The 16742-nt window shown below is 69.0% G+C and carries 17 protein-coding genes; 13 read left to right on the top strand and 4 right to left on the bottom strand.

The window, feature by feature from the left end; translation table 11 throughout:
* Positions 1-5: 5 nt before the first annotated feature.
* Complete coding sequence (locus ABD204_RS11025) at positions 6-1343, bottom strand: aminotransferase class I/II-fold pyridoxal phosphate-dependent enzyme (RefSeq protein ID WP_194424815.1); 1338 nt, start codon at positions 1341-1343, stop codon at positions 6-8.
* A 111-nt stretch (positions 1344-1454) separates the two neighbouring features.
* On the opposite strand from ABD204_RS11025, the gene pdxS reads away from it, so the two are divergent.
* From pdxS to ABD204_RS10975, 10 genes are all read left to right on the top strand, one after another.
* Positions 1455-2345, top strand: a complete 891-nt coding sequence (gene pdxS, locus ABD204_RS11020) for a pyridoxal 5'-phosphate synthase lyase subunit PdxS (protein ID WP_194424816.1) — start codon at positions 1455-1457, stop codon at positions 2343-2345.
* A complete protein-coding gene (gene pdxT / locus ABD204_RS11015) occupies positions 2335-2946 on the top strand; it encodes a pyridoxal 5'-phosphate synthase glutaminase subunit PdxT (RefSeq protein WP_322597619.1) in 612 nt (203 codons plus the stop codon). Before pdxS ends, pdxT begins: the two co-directional genes overlap by 11 nt.
* Positions 2947-2973: 27 nt before the next feature.
* Positions 2974-3738, top strand: a complete 765-nt coding sequence (locus ABD204_RS11010) for a YebC/PmpR family DNA-binding transcriptional regulator (RefSeq protein WP_194424817.1) — start codon at positions 2974-2976, stop codon at positions 3736-3738.
* A gap of 55 nt (positions 3739-3793) precedes the next feature.
* Positions 3794-4357: a crossover junction endodeoxyribonuclease RuvC gene (gene ruvC / locus ABD204_RS11005; RefSeq protein WP_194424818.1), complete on the top strand. Its 564-nt coding sequence runs from the start codon at positions 3794-3796 to the stop codon at positions 4355-4357.
* Positions 4358-4403: 46 nt separating this feature from the next.
* Entirely contained in the window at positions 4404-5027 is a 624-nt protein-coding gene (gene ruvA / locus ABD204_RS11000) for a Holliday junction branch migration protein RuvA (protein ID WP_194424819.1), read from the top strand.
* Positions 5020-6060, top strand: coding sequence for a Holliday junction branch migration DNA helicase RuvB (ruvB, locus tag ABD204_RS10995; RefSeq protein WP_194424820.1), 1041 nt, complete (start codon positions 5020-5022; stop codon positions 6058-6060). The genes ruvA and ruvB overlap by 8 nt, the downstream gene beginning before the upstream one ends.
* A gap of 77 nt (positions 6061-6137) precedes the next feature.
* Positions 6138-6593: a preprotein translocase subunit YajC gene (locus ABD204_RS10990; RefSeq protein WP_194424821.1), complete on the top strand. Its 456-nt coding sequence runs from the start codon at positions 6138-6140 to the stop codon at positions 6591-6593.
* Positions 6594-6630: 37 nt separating this feature from the next.
* Entirely contained in the window at positions 6631-8361 is a 1731-nt protein-coding gene (gene secD / locus ABD204_RS10985; protein WP_194424822.1) for a protein translocase subunit SecD, read from the top strand.
* Positions 8361-9353, top strand: coding sequence for a protein translocase subunit SecF (gene secF / locus ABD204_RS10980; RefSeq protein ID WP_194424823.1), 993 nt, complete (start codon positions 8361-8363; stop codon positions 9351-9353). Before secD ends, secF begins: the two co-directional genes overlap by 1 nt.
* Before the next feature lie 52 nt (positions 9354-9405).
* Positions 9406-11652: a RelA/SpoT family protein gene (locus ABD204_RS10975; RefSeq protein ID WP_194424824.1), complete on the top strand. Its 2247-nt coding sequence runs from the start codon at positions 9406-9408 to the stop codon at positions 11650-11652.
* Here ABD204_RS10975 and ABD204_RS10970 read toward each other — a convergent pair.
* From ABD204_RS10970 to ABD204_RS10960, 3 genes are all read right to left on the bottom strand, one after another.
* Complete coding sequence (locus tag ABD204_RS10970; RefSeq protein WP_322597620.1) at positions 11639-12187, bottom strand: type IV toxin-antitoxin system AbiEi family antitoxin; 549 nt, start codon at positions 12185-12187, stop codon at positions 11639-11641. The two genes, ABD204_RS10975 and ABD204_RS10970, sit on opposite strands and share 14 nt — an antisense overlap.
* 65 nt (positions 12188-12252) lie before the next feature.
* A complete protein-coding gene (locus tag ABD204_RS10965) occupies positions 12253-13611 on the bottom strand; it encodes a DUF349 domain-containing protein (protein WP_194424825.1) in 1359 nt (452 codons plus the stop codon).
* Between the two features lie 87 nt (positions 13612-13698).
* On the bottom strand, positions 13699-13986 hold the full coding sequence (locus ABD204_RS10960) for a dioxygenase (protein WP_194424826.1): 288 nt from the start codon (positions 13984-13986) through the stop codon (positions 13699-13701).
* Positions 13987-14105: 119 nt separating this feature from the next.
* Here ABD204_RS10960 and ABD204_RS10955 point away from each other — a divergent pair, with 119 nt between their 5' ends.
* The 3 genes from ABD204_RS10955 to ABD204_RS10945 all read left to right on the top strand — a co-directional run bounded on the left by ABD204_RS10955 (position 14106) and on the right by ABD204_RS10945 (position 16709).
* The gene (locus tag ABD204_RS10955) at positions 14106-15467 is read left to right on the top strand and encodes a replication-associated recombination protein A (protein WP_194424827.1); all 1362 of its coding nucleotides are present in this window, start codon (positions 14106-14108) and stop codon (positions 15465-15467) included.
* Positions 15468-15644: 177 nt separating this feature from the next.
* On the top strand, positions 15645-16274 hold the full coding sequence (rpsD, locus tag ABD204_RS10950) for a 30S ribosomal protein S4 (RefSeq protein ID WP_194424828.1): 630 nt from the start codon (positions 15645-15647) through the stop codon (positions 16272-16274).
* Between the two features lie 180 nt (positions 16275-16454).
* Positions 16455-16709, top strand: a complete 255-nt coding sequence (locus tag ABD204_RS10945) for an ATPase (RefSeq protein ID WP_194424829.1) — start codon at positions 16455-16457, stop codon at positions 16707-16709.
* Positions 16710-16742: the final 33 nt, after the last annotated feature.

Here is a 16742-nt window from a genome sequence, read left to right as displayed (position 1 = left end):
TCCGATCATGCCACCCCCGTCTCGCGAACCCGCACCGTACGCACCGCGTCGCCGACGTCGGAGGCCAGCAGAGCGAGGTCCGCGTCGTCGAGATCGTGCACGGTCAGGCGCAGCCGCCGCGAGGGGGTCGCGCCCGCCTCGACGGCGAAGTCGTCGCCGGCGCGGGCGAGCCAACCGCGTCGCATCAACTGTGTGACGACCGCTTCGGCCGAGCACTCCACATCCACCCACAGGTTCAGCCCGTCGGGCACGGTGGCGGTGATGTCGTGCGCGGTCAGCAGGTGCACGAAGGCGGTGTTGCGTGCCGCGTAGTGTGCCGCCGCCTCCCCGATCCGCGTGCGCACCTGTGGGTCGGTCATGAGGGCGTGCACAAGGCGCTGAAGCAGGTGGCTGACCCACGTCGTCCCCGGCGTCAGCCGCATCGCCAATCCCGCCGCGGTCTCGGTGTCGGAGGAGGTGACCGCGAGGCACATGTCCGGTCCGAGGAACTTCGACACCGACCGCACCAACGCCCAGCGTCGATGGCCGACGGGGACGACCGAGTGGAACGGGCGGGTCGAGAGCATCGAGAAGTGGTCGTCCTCGATGACCAGCACGTACGGGTGCTCGGCGAGCACATCACGTAACTCGCGGGCGCGCGGTGCGCTCAGACTCGCGCCGGAGGGGTTCTGGGCCCGCGGGGTGCAGACGACGGCGCGTACGCCGTGGGCCAATGCGTCACGCAGCCCCGCCACGGTCATACCCTCGTCGTCGCACGGGATCGCGACGGGGCGGTATCCCCCCACCTGCACGGTGTGCTTGCTCGTGAGGAAACACGGATCCTCGAGGCCGACGGCGTCCTCGCGTGTGAGCGCCTGGGCCAGGAGACGCTCGACCGCGTCGGCGGCTCCGCTGGTCACGGTCAGCCGGCCCGCGGAGGCGTTGGTCGCGTCGGACATCCACGCCGTCGCCCACGATCGCAACCCCGGATCGATGACCGGTTCGCCGTAGAGCACCGGGTGCCCGCCCGCACGTGCGAGCGCATCGGACGCGTCCGGGATCAGCGCGGGGTCGGGATTGCCCGTCCCGACGTCTCGGAGCGCGCTGTCGGTGGCGTACCCCTCCTGCGCGACGACAGTGCGAGCCGCGACACGGGTGCCACCGCGTCCGCGGGAGACCACCAGTCCCGACCCGGCGAGATGCCGGTATGCGGCCACAACGGTGTTGCGGTTCACGCCGAGCGACTCCGCGAGCGCTCGCACGGGAGGGAGCGCGTCCCCGGGTTGCAAGATACCGCGGTCGATCCCGGAGCGGACGCTCTCGGCGATCTCGGAGGCCGTCGTGCCTTCGATGTGTCGGTGCATGACATCGATCCTCTCGCGTCGACGGAGACGACGGGGTCGATGCTATCGTTTGGCCTAGATCATTGCTCGCCATTGTCTGAGCCGCACATGCGGCCCGCCGAAGGGACACCCGTGACCACGAACGCCACCGGATCCGATCGCGTCAAGCGCGGACTCGCGGAGATGTTGAAGGGTGGCGTCATCATGGACGTCGTCACCGCGGACCAGGCCAAGATCGCCGAGGACGCCGGCGCGGTCGCCGTGATGGCGCTCGAGCGTGTGCCGGCCGACATCCGCGCCCAGGGGGGCGTCGCGCGGATGAGCGACCCCGACCTGATCGACGACATCATCGCCTCGGTGTCGATCCCCGTCATGGCCAAGGCCCGCATCGGCCACTTCGTCGAAGCGCAGGTGCTCCAGCAGCTGGGCGTGGACTACATCGACGAATCCGAGGTGCTTTCACCCGCCGACTACGTCAACCACATCGACAAGTGGGGGTACACCGTCCCCTTCGTGTGCGGCGCGACCAATCTGGGTGAGGCGCTGCGGCGCATCAACGAAGGCGCCGCGATGATCCGGTCCAAGGGCGAGGCCGGCACCGGGGACGTGTCGGAGGCGACCAAGCACATCCGGAAGATCACCGGCGAGATCAACGCCCTCCGCTCGATGAGCCGCGACGAACTGTACGTGGCCGCCAAGGAGCTGCAGGCGCCCTACGAGCTGGTGGCCGAGGTCGCCGAAACCGGCACGCTTCCGGTGGTCCTGTTCGTCGCCGGGGGAGTGGCGACCCCGGCCGACGCGGCGATGATGATGCAGATGGGTGCCGACGGTGTGTTCGTCGGTTCCGGCATCTTCAAGTCGGGAAACCCGGCCGAGCGCGCCGCCGCGATCGTCAAGGCGACCACCTTCTACGACGACCCCAAGGTGATCGCCGATGTCTCGCGTGGCCTCGGGGATGCGATGGTCGGCATCAACGTCGCCGACCTGCCCGCCCCCCACCGCCTCGCCGAGCGTGGCTGGTAGCCCGCGGATCGGCGTCCTCGCCCTCCAGGGGGACGTCCGTGAGCACGTGCGGACGCTGCGCAGCCTCGGCGCCGATACGGCGTCGGTCCGTCGGGCGGAGGACCTGGCCGGCGTGGACGGCGTGGTGCTGCCGGGGGGAGAATCCAGCGTCATCGACAAGTTGGCGCGCTCGTTCGGACTCGCGGAGCCTCTCACCGAGTCGATCCGCGCCGGTCTGCCGGTCTACGGGACATGCGCGGGACTGATCCTGCTCGCGGACCGGCTCGAGGACGGCATCGTCGGTCAGCGCACCTTCGGCGGGATCGATGCCACGGTGCGTCGCAACGCCTTCGGTGGCCAGGTGGAGTCTTTCGAGACGGCACTGTCGGTGCCGTCTCTGGGTGGCCCGCCGGTCGAGGCGACCTTCATCCGTGCCCCGCTCGTGGTCGAGACCGGCCCCGACGTGGAGGTCCTCGCCACCCTCGACGACGGCGGCGTCGTCGCCGTCCGCCACGGCAACGCCATCGGCACCGCCTTCCATCCGGAGGTCACCGGGGAGAGGCGTTTCCACGAGCTCTTCCTCGCGATCGTCGATGCCGCGTCACCGAGCGAGAAGGCGTGAGCGCCGACCCTCGATAGACTGTCCGGCATGTCCGGTCACTCCAAATGGGCGACGACGAAGCACAAGAAGGCCGTCATCGACGCCCGTCGCGCCAAGTCGTTCGCCAAGCTCATCAAGAACATCGAGGTCGCCGCCAAGATCGGCGGCGCCGACCTCGCAGGCAACCCGACGCTGTATGACGCCGTGCAGAAGGCGAAGAAGACGTCGGTCCCCAACGACAACATCGACCGCGCCATCAAGCGCGGCGCGGGCATCGGCGGCGAGGCCGTCGAGTACCAGACGATCGTGTACGAGGCGTACGGCCCCAACGGGGTCGCCCTCATGGTCGAGTGTCTGACCGACAACAAGAACCGTGCCGCCGCAGAGGTGCGAACGGCCCTCAACCGCAACAACGGGACCCTCGCCGACCCCGGCAGCGTGGCCTACAACTTCACGCGCAAAGGCGTCATCGTGGTCTCGGGTGAGGGCACGACCGAGGACGACGTCATGCTCGCCGTCCTGGACGCGGGAGCCGAAGAGGTCGAACCCCACGCGAAGGGCTTCGAGGTGCTCACCGACGCCTCCGAAGTCGTGAAGGTCCGCACGGCACTCCAGGACGCCGGCATCGACTACGAGTCCGCCGACGTGGAGTTCGTGCCCAACCTCAAGGTGGAGGTCGACGCCGACACGGCGCGCAAGATCTTCCGCCTCATCGATGCTCTCGAGGACAGCGACGACGTGCAGAACGTGTTCAGCAACGTCGACCTCACCCCAGAGGTGCAGGCCGAGCTGGAGGAAGACGAGGACGAGTGACGGTGACCGGGCGCGCCTGGACCCGGCTCCGGTCCGGCTCGCCTAGCGTGAGTGCGTGACCCTCCGCGTCCTCGGCATCGACCCCGGCCTGACCCGTTGCGGTGTGGGCGTCGTCGATGTGGCGCCCGACCGCTCCGCATCGCTCGTGCACGTCGGAGTGATCCGTTCGGGAGCCGACGAGGCCATCGAGGTGCGCCTGGCGGCCGTCGCGCGCGGCATCCGCGAGGTGATCGGTGCGCATTCGCCGTCCGTGGTCGCCGTGGAGCGGGTGTTCGCCCAGCAGAACCGCAGCACGGTGATGGGCACCGCCCAAGCCAGTGGGGTGGCGCTGCTCCTGGCCGCCGAAAGCGGCCTCCCCGCCGCCACCCACACCCCGAGTGAGGTCAAGGCCGCCATCACCGGGTACGGCGCGGCGGACAAGCGGCAGGTGCAGACGATGGTGGCGCGCATCCTGCGGCTGGAGGAGCTTCCCCGTCCCGCGGACGCCGCCGACGCCCTGGCCTTGGCGTTGTGTCATGCGTGGCGAGGCGCACCGTCGACCTCCGCCACGATCACCGGGCGTGCGCTCACGCCCGCGCAACGCGCGTGGGCGCAGGCCGAACGCGCCAGCCGCCGGTAGCGTGTCGCTCGAACATACCTCCGAAGCGCCCGCTTAGGCTGTCGGCATGATCTCCTCTCTGCGCGGTCGCGTGCTGCACACCGAACCGGACGGCGTCGTGGTCGAGGTCGGCGGCGTCGGCTTCACCGTCGCCGTCACGCCGCAGGTCGTGCGCACCGCCCACCTGGGCGAAGAGCTCCGGCTCCACACCTCGCTGATCGTCCGTGAGGACGCGCTGTCGTTGTTCGGGTTCACCGAACGCGAGGAGCTCGCCGTCTTCAGCCAACTCCTCGGCGTCACCGGGGTCGGGCCGAAGTCGGCGCTCGGCGTGCTGGCCACCCTCACCGTTCCGCAGATCGCCGACGCCGTCACCGCCGATGACGACGCCCCGTTCCGTCGCGTGTCGGGCATCGGACCGAAGACGGCGAAACTGATCGTGGTCCAACTCGCCGGCAAGCTCGCGCCCTCCAAGCCTGCACCGGGCGCCTCGACACAGGTCACGCAGGCCGATGTCCCCGCGCAGGTGGTCGAGGCGCTCGTCGGACTCGGCTGGCCGGAACGCCTCGCCGCCGAAACGACCGCCGCGGTGGCCGCAGACGCCTCGACCGACGTGGCCGCGACCGTGGGTGGTCTGCTGCGCGCCGCACTGGCCCAGCTGGGGCCGGCGCGCAAGGAGCGCCTGAATGGATGACGTGACCGTGCCGAACGTCGTGGACGCGCAGGTGGCGGACGACTCGGAGCTGGCGATCGAAGGGGCCCTGCGCCCCTCGTCGCTGGGTGAGTTCATCGGGCAGCACAAAGTGCGCGGTCAGCTCCAGCTCCTCCTCGACGCCGCCCGGATGCAGCAGCGCCCGGCCGACCACATCCTGCTCGCCGGGCCTCCCGGGTTGGGCAAGACGACGCTTGCGATGATCGTCGCGCACGAGAGCGGCCGGACCCTCCGTCTCTCGAGCGGGCCGGCCATCCAGCACGCCGGCGACCTTGCCGCCCTGCTGTCCAGTCTGGTCCCCGGCGAAGTGCTCTTCATCGATGAGATCCATCGCATGGCGCGCTCGGCGGAAGAGATGCTCTACCTCGCGATGGAGGACTTCCGCATCGACATCATGGTCGGCAAGGGCGCCGGGGCGACGAGTATCCCGCTGGATCTCGCGCCGTTCACCCTCGTGGGCGCGACGACCCGTTCGGGGCTGCTTCCCAACCCCCTGCGCGACCGATTCGGATTCACCGCCCATCTCGAGTTCTACGACGCCGAAGAGCTGGAGGCGGTCGTGGCACGCTCGGCCGACCGACTCGAGGTCTTCCTCCCCCCGGCGGCACGTGCCGAGATCGCTCGCCGGTCACGGGGTACACCCCGCATCGCAAACCGGCTTCTGCGTCGCGTACGCGACTACCTCGTCGTGCACGGCCGCGGCGAAGAGGCCGCCGTGGCCGACGTGAGCGCCGCCCTCGACCTCTACGACGTCGACGCGATCGGTCTGGACCGCCTCGACCGTGCCGTGTTGGAGGCGGTCGTCCGGCGCTTTCGCGGGGGGCCGGTCGGGCTGAACACCCTCGCGGTGACGGTCGGCGAGGAGGCCGAGACCATCGAGTCGGTCGTCGAGCCCTACCTGGTGCGCATCGGGTTCATGGGCCGCACCCCCCGGGGCCGTATCGCGACGCCGGAGGCGTACACCCACCTCGGGGTCCCCCATGCGGAGGCGGCCCTGAGATTCGATGACCTATAATCTCTGGAGGCTTCGGCCCACCCCACCCTGAATGAACCGCGCGTCCGCGCGCGCGATCGAAAGGCATCGCCTCGCCCATGGACTTCGCGCTCTTCTTCTCCAACTACGGCCTGATCATCCTTCTGATCCTGCTGCTCGTCTTCATGTTCTGGAGCTCGCGTCGCCGGATGCAGAAGCAGAAGCTCGAGCAGGAGGAGAAGGCCCGTCAGACCGTTCCGGGCGCGGAAGTGCTGTTGCAGGGAGGCCTGTACGGGACGATCATCGAGTTCGACGGCGAGAACCTCGACCAGCCCGCGATCGTCGCCATCGCCCCGGGGGTCGAGATCAAGGTCCACAGCCAGGCCATCCTGCGCGTGGTGAACCCGACCGAAGGCGTGGTCACCGAAGACGAGTTCCTCGAGGCGGAGGTCAGCCAGGAGGAGTACGCCGCCGGCGTCGCCGACGGCGAGATCTCGTCGCTCAGCGACGACGCCCGCGAGGCCCACGAGAACGAGGCCCGCGAGAACGACGACAAGAGCAAGCCCGACGCCTGAGCCGGCGTCGGCCCGCTCCGAAGAAAGCTGATCCTCCGTGGCGACACCCACCCCCGTCCGGCACGCCTGGCGTGCACTGATCGGACTGCTGGTCATCACCGGCGTCCTGTTCGGCATCAACGCGCTCGGCGTCTACGTGTTCAAGGAGAGCTCCTGGGCGCCGGAGCTGGCACTGGACCTGCAGGGCGGAACGCAGATCATCCTCGAAGCGCAGACGGAGGATGGGGTGACCCCGTCCGACGAGCAGATGCAGCAGGCGGTGACCATCATCCGTCAGCGTGTCGACGCCTCCGGTGTGGGCGAGGCCGATGTCACCACCGAGGGCGGCACGAACGTCGTCGTGCAGATCCCCGGTGAGGCCGACGAACAGACCCGTGAGCGTATCGAGGCCTCCGCGCAGCTTCAGCTGCGCGCCGTCCTGTACGCGGGCTCCGCGCCGAACACCTACATCGGTGAGGACGGCAACGCCACGCCGTACCCCACCCCCGATCCCACGCTCGAGGCGACGCCGACGATCGAGCCCACTGACGGCAGCGACACCAACTGGATCACCCCGGCCCTGCAGGCCGAGTTCCTCGCCTACGACTGCACGGATCCCGCGAACGACCCGGCTGCCGCGCCGGCGGACGAGCCGCTGATCACGTGCGACGCGGACAACACCGTCAAGTACATCCTCGGGCCCGTCGAACTCGACGGCTCCTCGATCGACGACGCCAGCTCGGGTCTCGAGCAGACGACCAACCGGTGGGCGGTCAACCTCGAGTTCGACGACGAGGGCACCCGCATCTTCGGGGAGATCAGCCAGCGGCTGTACGGGGCCACCTCGCCCCTGGACCAGTTCGCGTTCGTCCTGGACGGGTATGTGCTCACCGCGCCGCAGATGAACTCGATCATCCTCGGCGGCAACCCCAGTATCACGGGCGATTTCACGCAGGAGAGCGCGCAGGTCCTCGCAGACCAGCTCAAGTACGGCGCCCTGCCGCTGAGCTTCGAGGTGGTCAGTTCCGACACGATCTCGGCGACCCTCGGCACCCAGCAGTTGCAGGCGGGCCTGATCGCCGGACTCATCGGACTGGCCCTGGTCGCGCTGTACTCGCTGCTGGTCTACCGCACCCTCGGGTTCGTGATCATCGCGTCGCTGGCGGTCATGGCGGTGCTCACCTACATCATGCTGGCGATCCTCGCGTGGCGGATGGGCTTCCGACTCTCGCTGGCGGGCGTCGCAGGCCTCATCGTCGCGATCGGGTTCACGGCCGACTCGTTCATCGTGTACTTCGAACGCATCCGTGACGAACTCCGCGACGGGAAGTCGATCACCACGGCCGTGGAGGACGGATGGTCCCGGGCCAAGCGGACGATCTACATCTCGAAGTCGATCAACATCCTCGCCGCGGTCGTGCTGTACGTGCTGGCCGACGCGACGGTCAAGGGCTTCGCGTTCACCCTCGGGCTGACCACGGCCATCGACATCTTGATCTTCATCCTCTTCACCCACCCGGTCATGCAGCTGCTGGCGCGGACGCGGTTCTTCGGGTCGGGGCACCCCCTGTCGGGGATGGACCCGGCCGCGCTCGGGGCCGTCTACCGCGGTCGTGCCGAGTTCCGCGCGCCCGTGGCCGCCGGCGGACGCGGGGCCGCGGCCAAGCGTGCGGAGCGGTCGCGGCACGAGGCGGAGAAACGCCAGACCATCGCCGAACGCAAGCGAGCCGAGCTGGCCGCGGCCGACTCTTCGCCGCCGGCCACGATCTCGAAGGAGGGAGACGACTGATGCGCTCCATGAGCCAGCTCGGCAACGAACTGTACACCGGCAAGACCTCTTTCCCCTTCGTGGGACGGCGGCGGCTGTGGTTCATCATCGCCGCAATCCTCGTGATCGGCTCCGCGTTGGTGCCGCTGCTGCGGCCCATCCAGTTCTCCATCGAATTCACCGGCGGCTCGCAGTTCACGGTCTCGAGCCTGTCGTCACCGGACCAGTCGTTGGCCGGCGAAGCCGTCCAGGAGGTCGTTCCCGATGCGACGGTGAAGGTCACGACCGTCGGCGACAGCGCGGTGCGGGTCCAGACCGACCAGATGACCGACGACGAGACCCGGGAGGTCGCCACGTCGCTCGCGGCGGCGTACGAGGTCCCCGAGGCCGAGGTCACCACGTCGTTCATCGGACCCAGCTGGGGGCAGGATGTGACCCGGCAGTCCCTGTGGGGCCTCGCGATCTTCCTGGCCCTCACCTTCCTCATCCTCGCGCTGTACTTCCGGACGTGGAAGATGTCGGCGGCTGCCATCCTCGGATTGGTCGACGTGCTCGTGATCACCGTCGGGATCTACGCCCTGGCCGGTTTCGAGATCTCTCCGGCCGCCGTGATCGGCTTCCTCACGATCCTGGCGTACTCGCTCTACGACACCACCGTCGTGTTCGACAAGATCCGCGAGAATACGACCGAGGATGGTGAGATATCCGGCCGTACCTTCGGCGAATCGGTCAACCTGGCCGTCAACCAGACTCTCGTGCGCTCGATCAACACGACGGTCGTGGCGATCCTTCCGGTCGGTGCGATCCTCTTCATCGGACCGTGGCTCGGCGCGGAGACGCTCAGCGACATCTCGCTGTCGATCTTCGTCGGCATCATCGTCGCCGCCTATTCGACACTGTTCGTGGCCGCGCCGTTGTACTCGCTGTTCCGTGAGAGCGAGCCCGGGATCAAGGCCCGCGATGAGCGGGTGCGGGAGGCACGGGCTCTCGCGAGCGCTCCGGCCGACGCGTGAGCGGCGCCCGCGGGCGTAGGATGAGGGCAATCGTCGCGGGGGAGGAGGACCGATGACCGAAGCCGCCCCTCCGGCGCAGTCATCGCTTCGGCGGCTCGTGCCGCGCATCTTCTCGCGCGCGGCCCGACGTGATGACGTCGAGACCCTCATCAGGACGGTTCGCACACACCACCCGAAGAGCGACCTCACCGTCATCGAGAAGGCCTACGGGGTCGCCGATGCGGCGCACGCGGGACAGAAACGACAAAGCGGCGAGCCGTACATCACCCACCCGCTCGCGGTGGCACAGATCCTCGCCGAACTCGGACTCGGTCCCAAAGCGATCGCAGCGGCGCTGCTGCACGACACGGTCGAAGACACCGGATACCCGCTCGACACGTTGAACGCCGAATTCGGCGATGAGGTCTCGATGCTGGTCGACGGCGTCACGAAGCTCGACAAGGTCAAGTACGGCGAGAGCGCCCAGGCCGAGACGGTCCGCAAGATGATCGTGGCGATGTCCAAAGACATCCGTGTGCTGGTCATCAAGCTCGCCGACCGCCTGCACAATGCGCGCACGTGGGGTTTCGTCCCGCCGCACAAGGCGGCCAAGAAGGCGACCGAGACGCTCGAGATCTACGCCCCGCTGGCTCATCGTCTGGGAATCCAGACCATCAAATCCGAGCTCGAGGATCTGTCGTTCGCCGTGCTGCACCCCAAGCTCTACGCCGAGATCGACAGTCTCGTCAAGCAACGCACTCCGCAGCGCGAGCAGTACGTGCAGAACGTCATCGGGGCCGTGGAGTCGGACCTGCGCGATCTGCGCATTCGCGGGCGGGTGATGGGACGGCCCAAGCAGCTCTATTCCGTGTACCAGAAGATGGTCGTGCGCGGTCGTGAGTTCGACGACATCTACGACCTCATCGGCATCCGCGTCCTCGTCGGAAGCGTGCGCGACTGCTATGCCGTCCTCGGCGCCATCCACGCGCGGTGGACCCCTCTGCCCGGCCGGTTCAAGGATTACATCGCGACCCCCAAGTTCAACCTCTACCAGTCGCTGCACACCACCGTCATCGGACCGGGCGGTCGCACGGTCGAGATTCAGATCCGCACGCACGAGATGCATCAACAGGCCGAATACGGCGTGGCGGCGCACTGGAAGTACAAGGAGCAGATGGCCGGCGGCAAGTCCGACGGCAAAGCCGTCGACGCCGACATGGCCTGGCTCGCGCACATCTCCGACTGGCAGGCCGAGACCGCCGACCCCGGCGAATTCCTCGACTCGCTGCGGTTCGAGATCGGCGCGAAAGAGGTCTACGTGTTCACGCCCAAGGGGCGCGTGATCGGGCTCGCGTCCGGCGCGACGACCGTCGACTTCGCCTATGCGGTCCACACCGAGATCGGCCATCGCACCATGGGGGCCAAGGTCAACGGCCGTCTCGTGCCGCTGGACACCGAGCTGACCAGTGGTGACGTCGTCGAGGTGTTCACCTCGAAGAACCCCGACGCCGGTCCCAGTCAGGACTGGCTCGGTTTCGTCAAGAGCACGCGGGCGCGCAACAAGATCCGGGGCTGGTTCACCAAGGAGCGGCGCGAAGAGGCGATCGAACAGGGCAAGGAGTCCATCGCCCGCGCGATGCGGCGTCAGAATCTGCCGCTGCAGCGGCTCATGAACCAGGACTCCTTCACCGAGGTCGCTCAGCAGCTGCGCTATGAGGACGTCTCCGCGCTGTACGCCGCGGTCGGTGAAGGCCATGTGTCCACGCAGTCCGTCATCGAGAAGGTGACGGCCTTGGTGGCGGCGGAGGAGACCGCCACCGGCCCGATCGACATCCCGCTCGTGGGCAGGTCGCGGCCGCCGCGCGCAGGAGATTCCGGAGTGCTCGTACGGGGCGCGCCGGACATCCTCGTCAAGCTCGCGAAATGCTGCACGCCGGTACCGGGCGATGAGATCGTCGGGTTCATCACGCGGGGCAGCGGGGTCTCGGTCCACCGTGCGGACTGCACCAACGTGAAGTCCCTGATGCAGGACCCCGAGCGTCTCATCGAGGTCGAGTGGGGCGCGACCGGCAAGAGCGTGTTCCTGGTGCAGATCCAGGTGGAAGCGCTGGATCGTTCGGGGTTGCTCAGCGACGTGACGCGGGTGCTGAGCGAGCACCACGTGAACATCCTCTCGGCGTCCGTGTCGACTTCCAACGACCGGCTGGCGATCAGCAAGTTCGTGTTCGAGATGGGTGACATCGTCCACCTCGACCGCGTATTGAACGCGGTGCGGCGCATCGATGCCGTGTACGACGTCTACCGCGTCACGTCGTCGTGACGGCGGCGAGTCCGGTGAGCAGCGCGAGCGCCGCGCGTCGGTGAGGAAGTCGCTCGCGCGCTTTCACCCATTTCAGCGCGCGCTCGGCCGAGCCGGGGACAACCCGTGCGAGCGCGCGGGCCGCGAAACGATGATGCTCATCGCCGCTGCGCGCGAGATCGACGAGGGTGCGATGCGGGCGGGTGACCCACACGCCGCCGATGCGTTCTCTGTCCGCGTCCGGGACGGCGCGGTCGTGCAGCACGATACGGCGGTCGATGACGTGATGCATCCGCGCCTGTTCGGTGCGACACACGGCGTGCCTGCCCGGAGGGCGGTCACCGGCGCCGTGCACCCAGGCCGCCGAGAGGTGGCTGACGGTGAACACCGGCGGTGCGAGGTCACGCAATGATCGCGCGCGGAGTTCGGCCGTCTCCACGGCATCCGACGGCATCCATGCCTCGCCGACCTCGATCACATCGCCGTCCAGCCGCGCGGCGCACAACTCGGCCTCCGACAGTTCATGACCGGCGAAGTAGAGGAATCGTGGGCCCACCCCGCCAGTGTGTCGCGCACGGCCCGCTCAGCGCACGGCCGGAGCTCGATCTGTGGAGGAGAAGATCAGCCTCCGAGTGCCCGCAGCCATGCGCGGCGCGCGTCGAGCGCGTCCTTGGCCGCCGCGATCTTGCGGGCGTCGCCCCCGGCCTCAGCGGCGGCCAGGTCCTCTTCGAGCTTGGCGATGGCGTCATGGAGCTGACGGGTCATGTCATTGGCGCGCGCCTTGGTTTCGGGGTTGTTCCGCTTCCAGTCGGCGTCTTCGCGCGCCCGCACACCCTGCTCGATCTTGCGGAGGTCGTCATCGAGAGCGCGCTCGGCCTCGCGTGGATGGATGCGCCCGATCTCGTCCCACTGACGCTGGATGCTCGTCAGCAACGCGCGCGCCTTCGACAGATCAGGCTCGTCGGCGATGGGGGCGGCCTGCTGGAGGAGTTCCTTCTTCGCGTCGATCTTCTCCTTCGACGCCTCGGCATCGGCGGCGGCCCGCTCGGTCCGCGCCTGGAACAGGGCGTCGCCGGCGGCCTTGAAGCGAGCCCACAGGGCGTCATCGGCCTTCTTGCCGGCGCGCCCTGCCGCCTTCCACTCGTCCAGGAGCGCCCGGTACGCCGGGATGCCGTCCTCTCCTTGCGGGGCGAGGGCCTCGGCACGTTCGACGAGACGGTTCTTCCGCTGACGGACGACTTTGTGCGCCTCGTCGAGCTGCGAGTAGAACTCGCGCCGGTGCTTGTCGACGGTCGAACGCGCGTCGCGGAACCGCTTCCACAGTTGCTGTCCCGCGGCCTTGGGCAGGCGAGGCCCGTTCTGCTGGTGCTGCTGCCACTGATCGAAGAGGGAAGACATCTCGGCGGACGCCTGCTTCCACTGCACGGTCTGCGGGTCCCGCGCCGCGAGGGCCTCGGCCTGCTCGACGATGGCCGTGCGTTCGGCGACGGCATCCTCGACGGCCTGCTTGGCCGCGGCGGCCTCACTCTCGCTGGCGGCGCTGAGCGCGGAGACGAGGTTCTGCAAGCGCGCGGTGAGCGCCGCCAGGTCACCGACGGCTGCGGCGCCGTCGACCTTGATCATGACGGCGGCGGCCGCGGCACGCAGGTCTGAGGCCGACGCACCGCCGCGACGGTGGCGGACCTCGAGAAGCGTGACCTCGCTGGCCAGATCGGCGTACTTCCGCTCGAAGTAGGCCAGGGCCTCCGCGGGGGTCCCGTCCGGGAACTGCCCGACGACACGCCACGTGTCGCCCTCGCGCACCGAGACGGTACCGTCCTCCTCGACGCGGCCCCAGTCCTCGGCGGCGGCCGTCTGTGCGGCAGCTCCGGCGCGGGTTGCGCCGGCCGGCGGGGTCGGGACGGCGGGCGTGGCCTCCGCGTCGCCGGGGTCGGCGTCGGTGGTCTGGGGGTCGACGGGGGAGTCTGCTGCGGCAGTCACGGATAGCACCTCATCACGGCACAGGGCCGCCTTCGGGGGATGGACGGTGCCAGCCTAGTACGGACGGTGCCCGGTCGAATATGCGCGTCAGGGTGTGGTCGACGGGGTCGGGTCGACGGTCTCGATGTCGGTCGCGGTGGGCGTCGGCTCGCTCACCACCGTCTCGGCGGGATCAGGTGTGGGAGCGCCGGGACCGGTGGTGAAGTACACCGTCTGCAGAGCGATCACCCCGGCGAGCACAACCGCGCCGCCGACGCCGGCGACGAGGTTGTCGCGGGAACGTCGCCGGACGTGATCGTCGTGGAAGCGTCGGCGGGCCTCGTAGAGTCGCGCGCGCTCACGCTCATCGCGGTTCCTGCGGTCGTTCCTGGCCACCGTTCCTCCTCCCGGCCCGTAGGCCGGGTCGATCCTATCCGGGCACCCCGTCGGCGGCGAACCGATCCGTCCCTCCGCCGGGTGCGCACGTGTCGTCGGCGGCGACTACCCTTTCCGGGATGGCTTCTTCTGCGTTGTTCCAGGGGCAGACGCCGCTGGCCGTGCGTATGCGCCCCACCTCGCTCGACGAGGTCGCCGGCCAGGGCCACCTGCTGCGCAGAGGGTCCCCGCTGGTCGCGTTGGCCGACCCCGACGCCACCACCGCCGGCTCCAGTTCGGTGATCCTGTGGGGACCGCCGGGCACCGGCAAGACGACCCTCGCCCAGGCGATCGCGCGGTCTTCCGGACGCCGGTTCATCGAGCTGTCCGCCGTCACCGCCGGGGTCAAGGACGTGCGTGAGGTGATGCAGGACGCCCTGACCCAGCGCGATCTGTACGGCCAGTCCACCATCTTGTTCCTCGACGAGATCCATCGCTTCACGAAGGCCCAGCAGGACGCGTTGCTGCCGGGGGTCGAGAACGGATGGGTCGTTCTGATCGCGGCGACGACCGAGAACCCGTCGTTCTCGGTGATCTCGCCCTTGCTGTCGCGTTCCCTCCTGCAGACGCTGAGGCCCCTCACCGACGAGGACCTCGGGCTTCTGGTCGATCGGGCCGTCTCCGACCCGCGCGGTCTCGACGGGGCTGTGGGGCTCGCCGATGATGCGCGTGAGTCGCTCATCCGCCTGTCCTCCGGTGATGCCCGTCGCGCGCTGACCGCACTCGAAGCGGCCGCCGTCCTGGCGCGCCCGGCCGCAGACGGCCCCGCCGAAGTCGACGACGCCGGTGCCTCTGCTCCGACGATCTCCGCCGAGCACGTCGCCGCAGCGGTCGACCGGGCGCTGCTGCGCTACGACCGGCAGGGCGACGAGCACTACGACGTCATCAGCGCCTTCATCAAGTCGATCCGCGGGTCGGACGCCGACGCGGCCATCCACTACCTCGCGCGCATGATCGAGGCGGGGGAGGACCCGCGGTTCATCGCCCGGCGCCTGATCATCTCGGCGGCCGAAGACATCGGTCTCGCCGACCCGCAGGCGCTGCCCATCGCGGTCGCCGCCGCCGAAGCCGTGCAGTTCATCGGCATGCCCGAAGGGCGTATCCCCCTCGCGGAGGCGACGGCCTATCTGGCCACCGCCGCCAAGTCCAACGCCGCGTACGTCGCGATCGACAAGGCCATCGCCGACGTGCGGGCCGGTGGATTCGGGCGCGTGCCGGTGCACCTGCGGGACGCGCACTACCCCGGTGCGAAGCGCCTCGGGCACGGCAAGGGATACATCTACCCGCACGACACAGACGTCGGGGTGGCGCGGCAACAGTACCTTCCGGACGAGCTCAGGGGCCGGCGATATTTCGAGCCGACGGCGCGCGGGAACGAGCGCGATCTGCGCGCACGGGTGGACAAGATCCGGCGCATCCTCGACGGCGGCGACGGCACCTGAGCGGCCGGCCGTCCTTCTGATACAATGGATCGGCTCGAAACGTGAGTTTTCGGGCATCCCCTCTCTTCTTCGACAACCATCCGGCGTGCCCCGGCGTGCAGTCCGGACAGGGCGAGGAGGGGGCGATACGTCCGTGAGCCGCGAGAGACGCGGCCACGTCATCGGAAGGAAGTCTTCGTGGCTACGAAGTCCCAGGACCGCCGCAAGGTCCGCCTGTCGCGCGCGCTCGGCGTCGCGCTCACCCCCAAGGCCGCACGCTACCTCGAGAAGCGTCCCTACGGCCCCGGCCCCCACGGTCGCAACAAGCGCAAGGCCGACAGCGACTACGCCGTCCGCCTGCGTGAGAAGCAGCGTCTGCGCGAGCAGTACGGCATCCGCGAGAAGCAGATGCGCAACACGTTCAACGAAGCCCGTCGCAAGGACGGCCTGACCGGTGAGAACCTGGTCGAGCTGCTCGAGATGCGTCTGGATGCCCTCGTCGTGCGCGCCGGGTTCGCCCGCACCACCGCCCAGGCCCGCCAGCTGGTCGTGCACCGCCACATCATGGTGGAGGGTCAGACCGTCGACCGCCCGTCGTTCCGCGTGAAGCCGGGTCAGCTGATCCACGTCAAGCCGAAGAGCGAGAACATGGAGCCGTTCCAGGTCGCCGCCGCCGGTGGACACGCCGAGGTTCTGCCCCCCGTCCCGGGTTACCTCGAGGTCGAGCTCGACAAGCTCCAGGCCCGTCTCGTGCGTCGCCCCAAGCGCGCCGAGGTTCCGGTCGTGTGTGACGTGCAGCTCGTCGTCGAGTACTACGCCGCGCGCTGAGCGCAGGGGAGTGCAACGGCCACACCGTCAGCGATACCGATACGCCGCGCGCCGAGCGCGGGGCCGTACCGCGGTGAAGCCGTCCGAAGGGCGTCGGGGAGACCCGGCGCCCTTCGTCGTCCCCGCTGGAGGGCTCCACCGCCTACGATGGAGCGGCAGGACACCGAAGGAGATCGTGACATGAACAAGCTCGTGTGGTTCGCGCTGGGCGTCGCCGGCGGATTCGTCGTCGCCCACATGGTCAACAAGGACCCGCGCGGGCAGGAGATGCTCGCCGACATCGACGCGCGCATCGGTGAATTCACCGACCGGATGGGCGATGCCTATCGCGAGCAGGAGACACGGATCGCCGGCATCGTCGAGAGCGTCGCCGACGCGGCCGCCGAAGCGGTGGCCACGACGAAGGAAGCCGTCGCCGACTCCTCCCGCGACTGACCGACCTCGATTCACCGATGCCCGATCGTGACG

Origin of the sequence: Microbacterium aquimaris (assembly GCF_039531285.1) — a bacterium.
GTDB lineage: Bacteria > Actinomycetota > Actinomycetes > Actinomycetales > Microbacteriaceae > Microbacterium > Microbacterium aquimaris.
The sequence above is the reverse complement of the archived record's forward strand: the minus strand, read 5'-3'. Positions and strand labels throughout refer to the sequence as shown.

What these genes read in the sequence shown, in the direction of transcription:
- ABD204_RS11025 (WP_194424815.1), bottom strand. Translation starts at nt 1,343, where the DNA reads ATGCACCGACACATCGAAGGCACGACGGCCTCCGAGATCGCCGAGAGC.
- ABD204_RS11010 (WP_194424817.1), top strand. Translation starts at nt 2,974, where the DNA reads ATGTCCGGTCACTCCAAATGGGCGACGACGAAGCACAAGAAGGCCGTC.
- ruvA (WP_194424819.1), top strand. Translation starts at nt 4,404, where the DNA reads ATGATCTCCTCTCTGCGCGGTCGCGTGCTGCACACCGAACCGGACGGC.
- ruvB (WP_194424820.1), top strand. Translation starts at nt 5,020, where the DNA reads ATGGATGACGTGACCGTGCCGAACGTCGTGGACGCGCAGGTGGCGGAC.
- ABD204_RS10990 (WP_194424821.1), top strand. Translation starts at nt 6,138, where the DNA reads ATGGACTTCGCGCTCTTCTTCTCCAACTACGGCCTGATCATCCTTCTG.
- secF (WP_194424823.1), top strand. Translation starts at nt 8,361, where the DNA reads ATGCGCTCCATGAGCCAGCTCGGCAACGAACTGTACACCGGCAAGACC.
- ABD204_RS10975 (WP_194424824.1), top strand. Translation starts at nt 9,406, where the DNA reads ATGACCGAAGCCGCCCCTCCGGCGCAGTCATCGCTTCGGCGGCTCGTG.
- ABD204_RS10955 (WP_194424827.1), top strand. Translation starts at nt 14,106, where the DNA reads ATGGCTTCTTCTGCGTTGTTCCAGGGGCAGACGCCGCTGGCCGTGCGT.
- ABD204_RS10945 (WP_194424829.1), top strand. Translation starts at nt 16,455, where the DNA reads ATGAACAAGCTCGTGTGGTTCGCGCTGGGCGTCGCCGGCGGATTCGTC.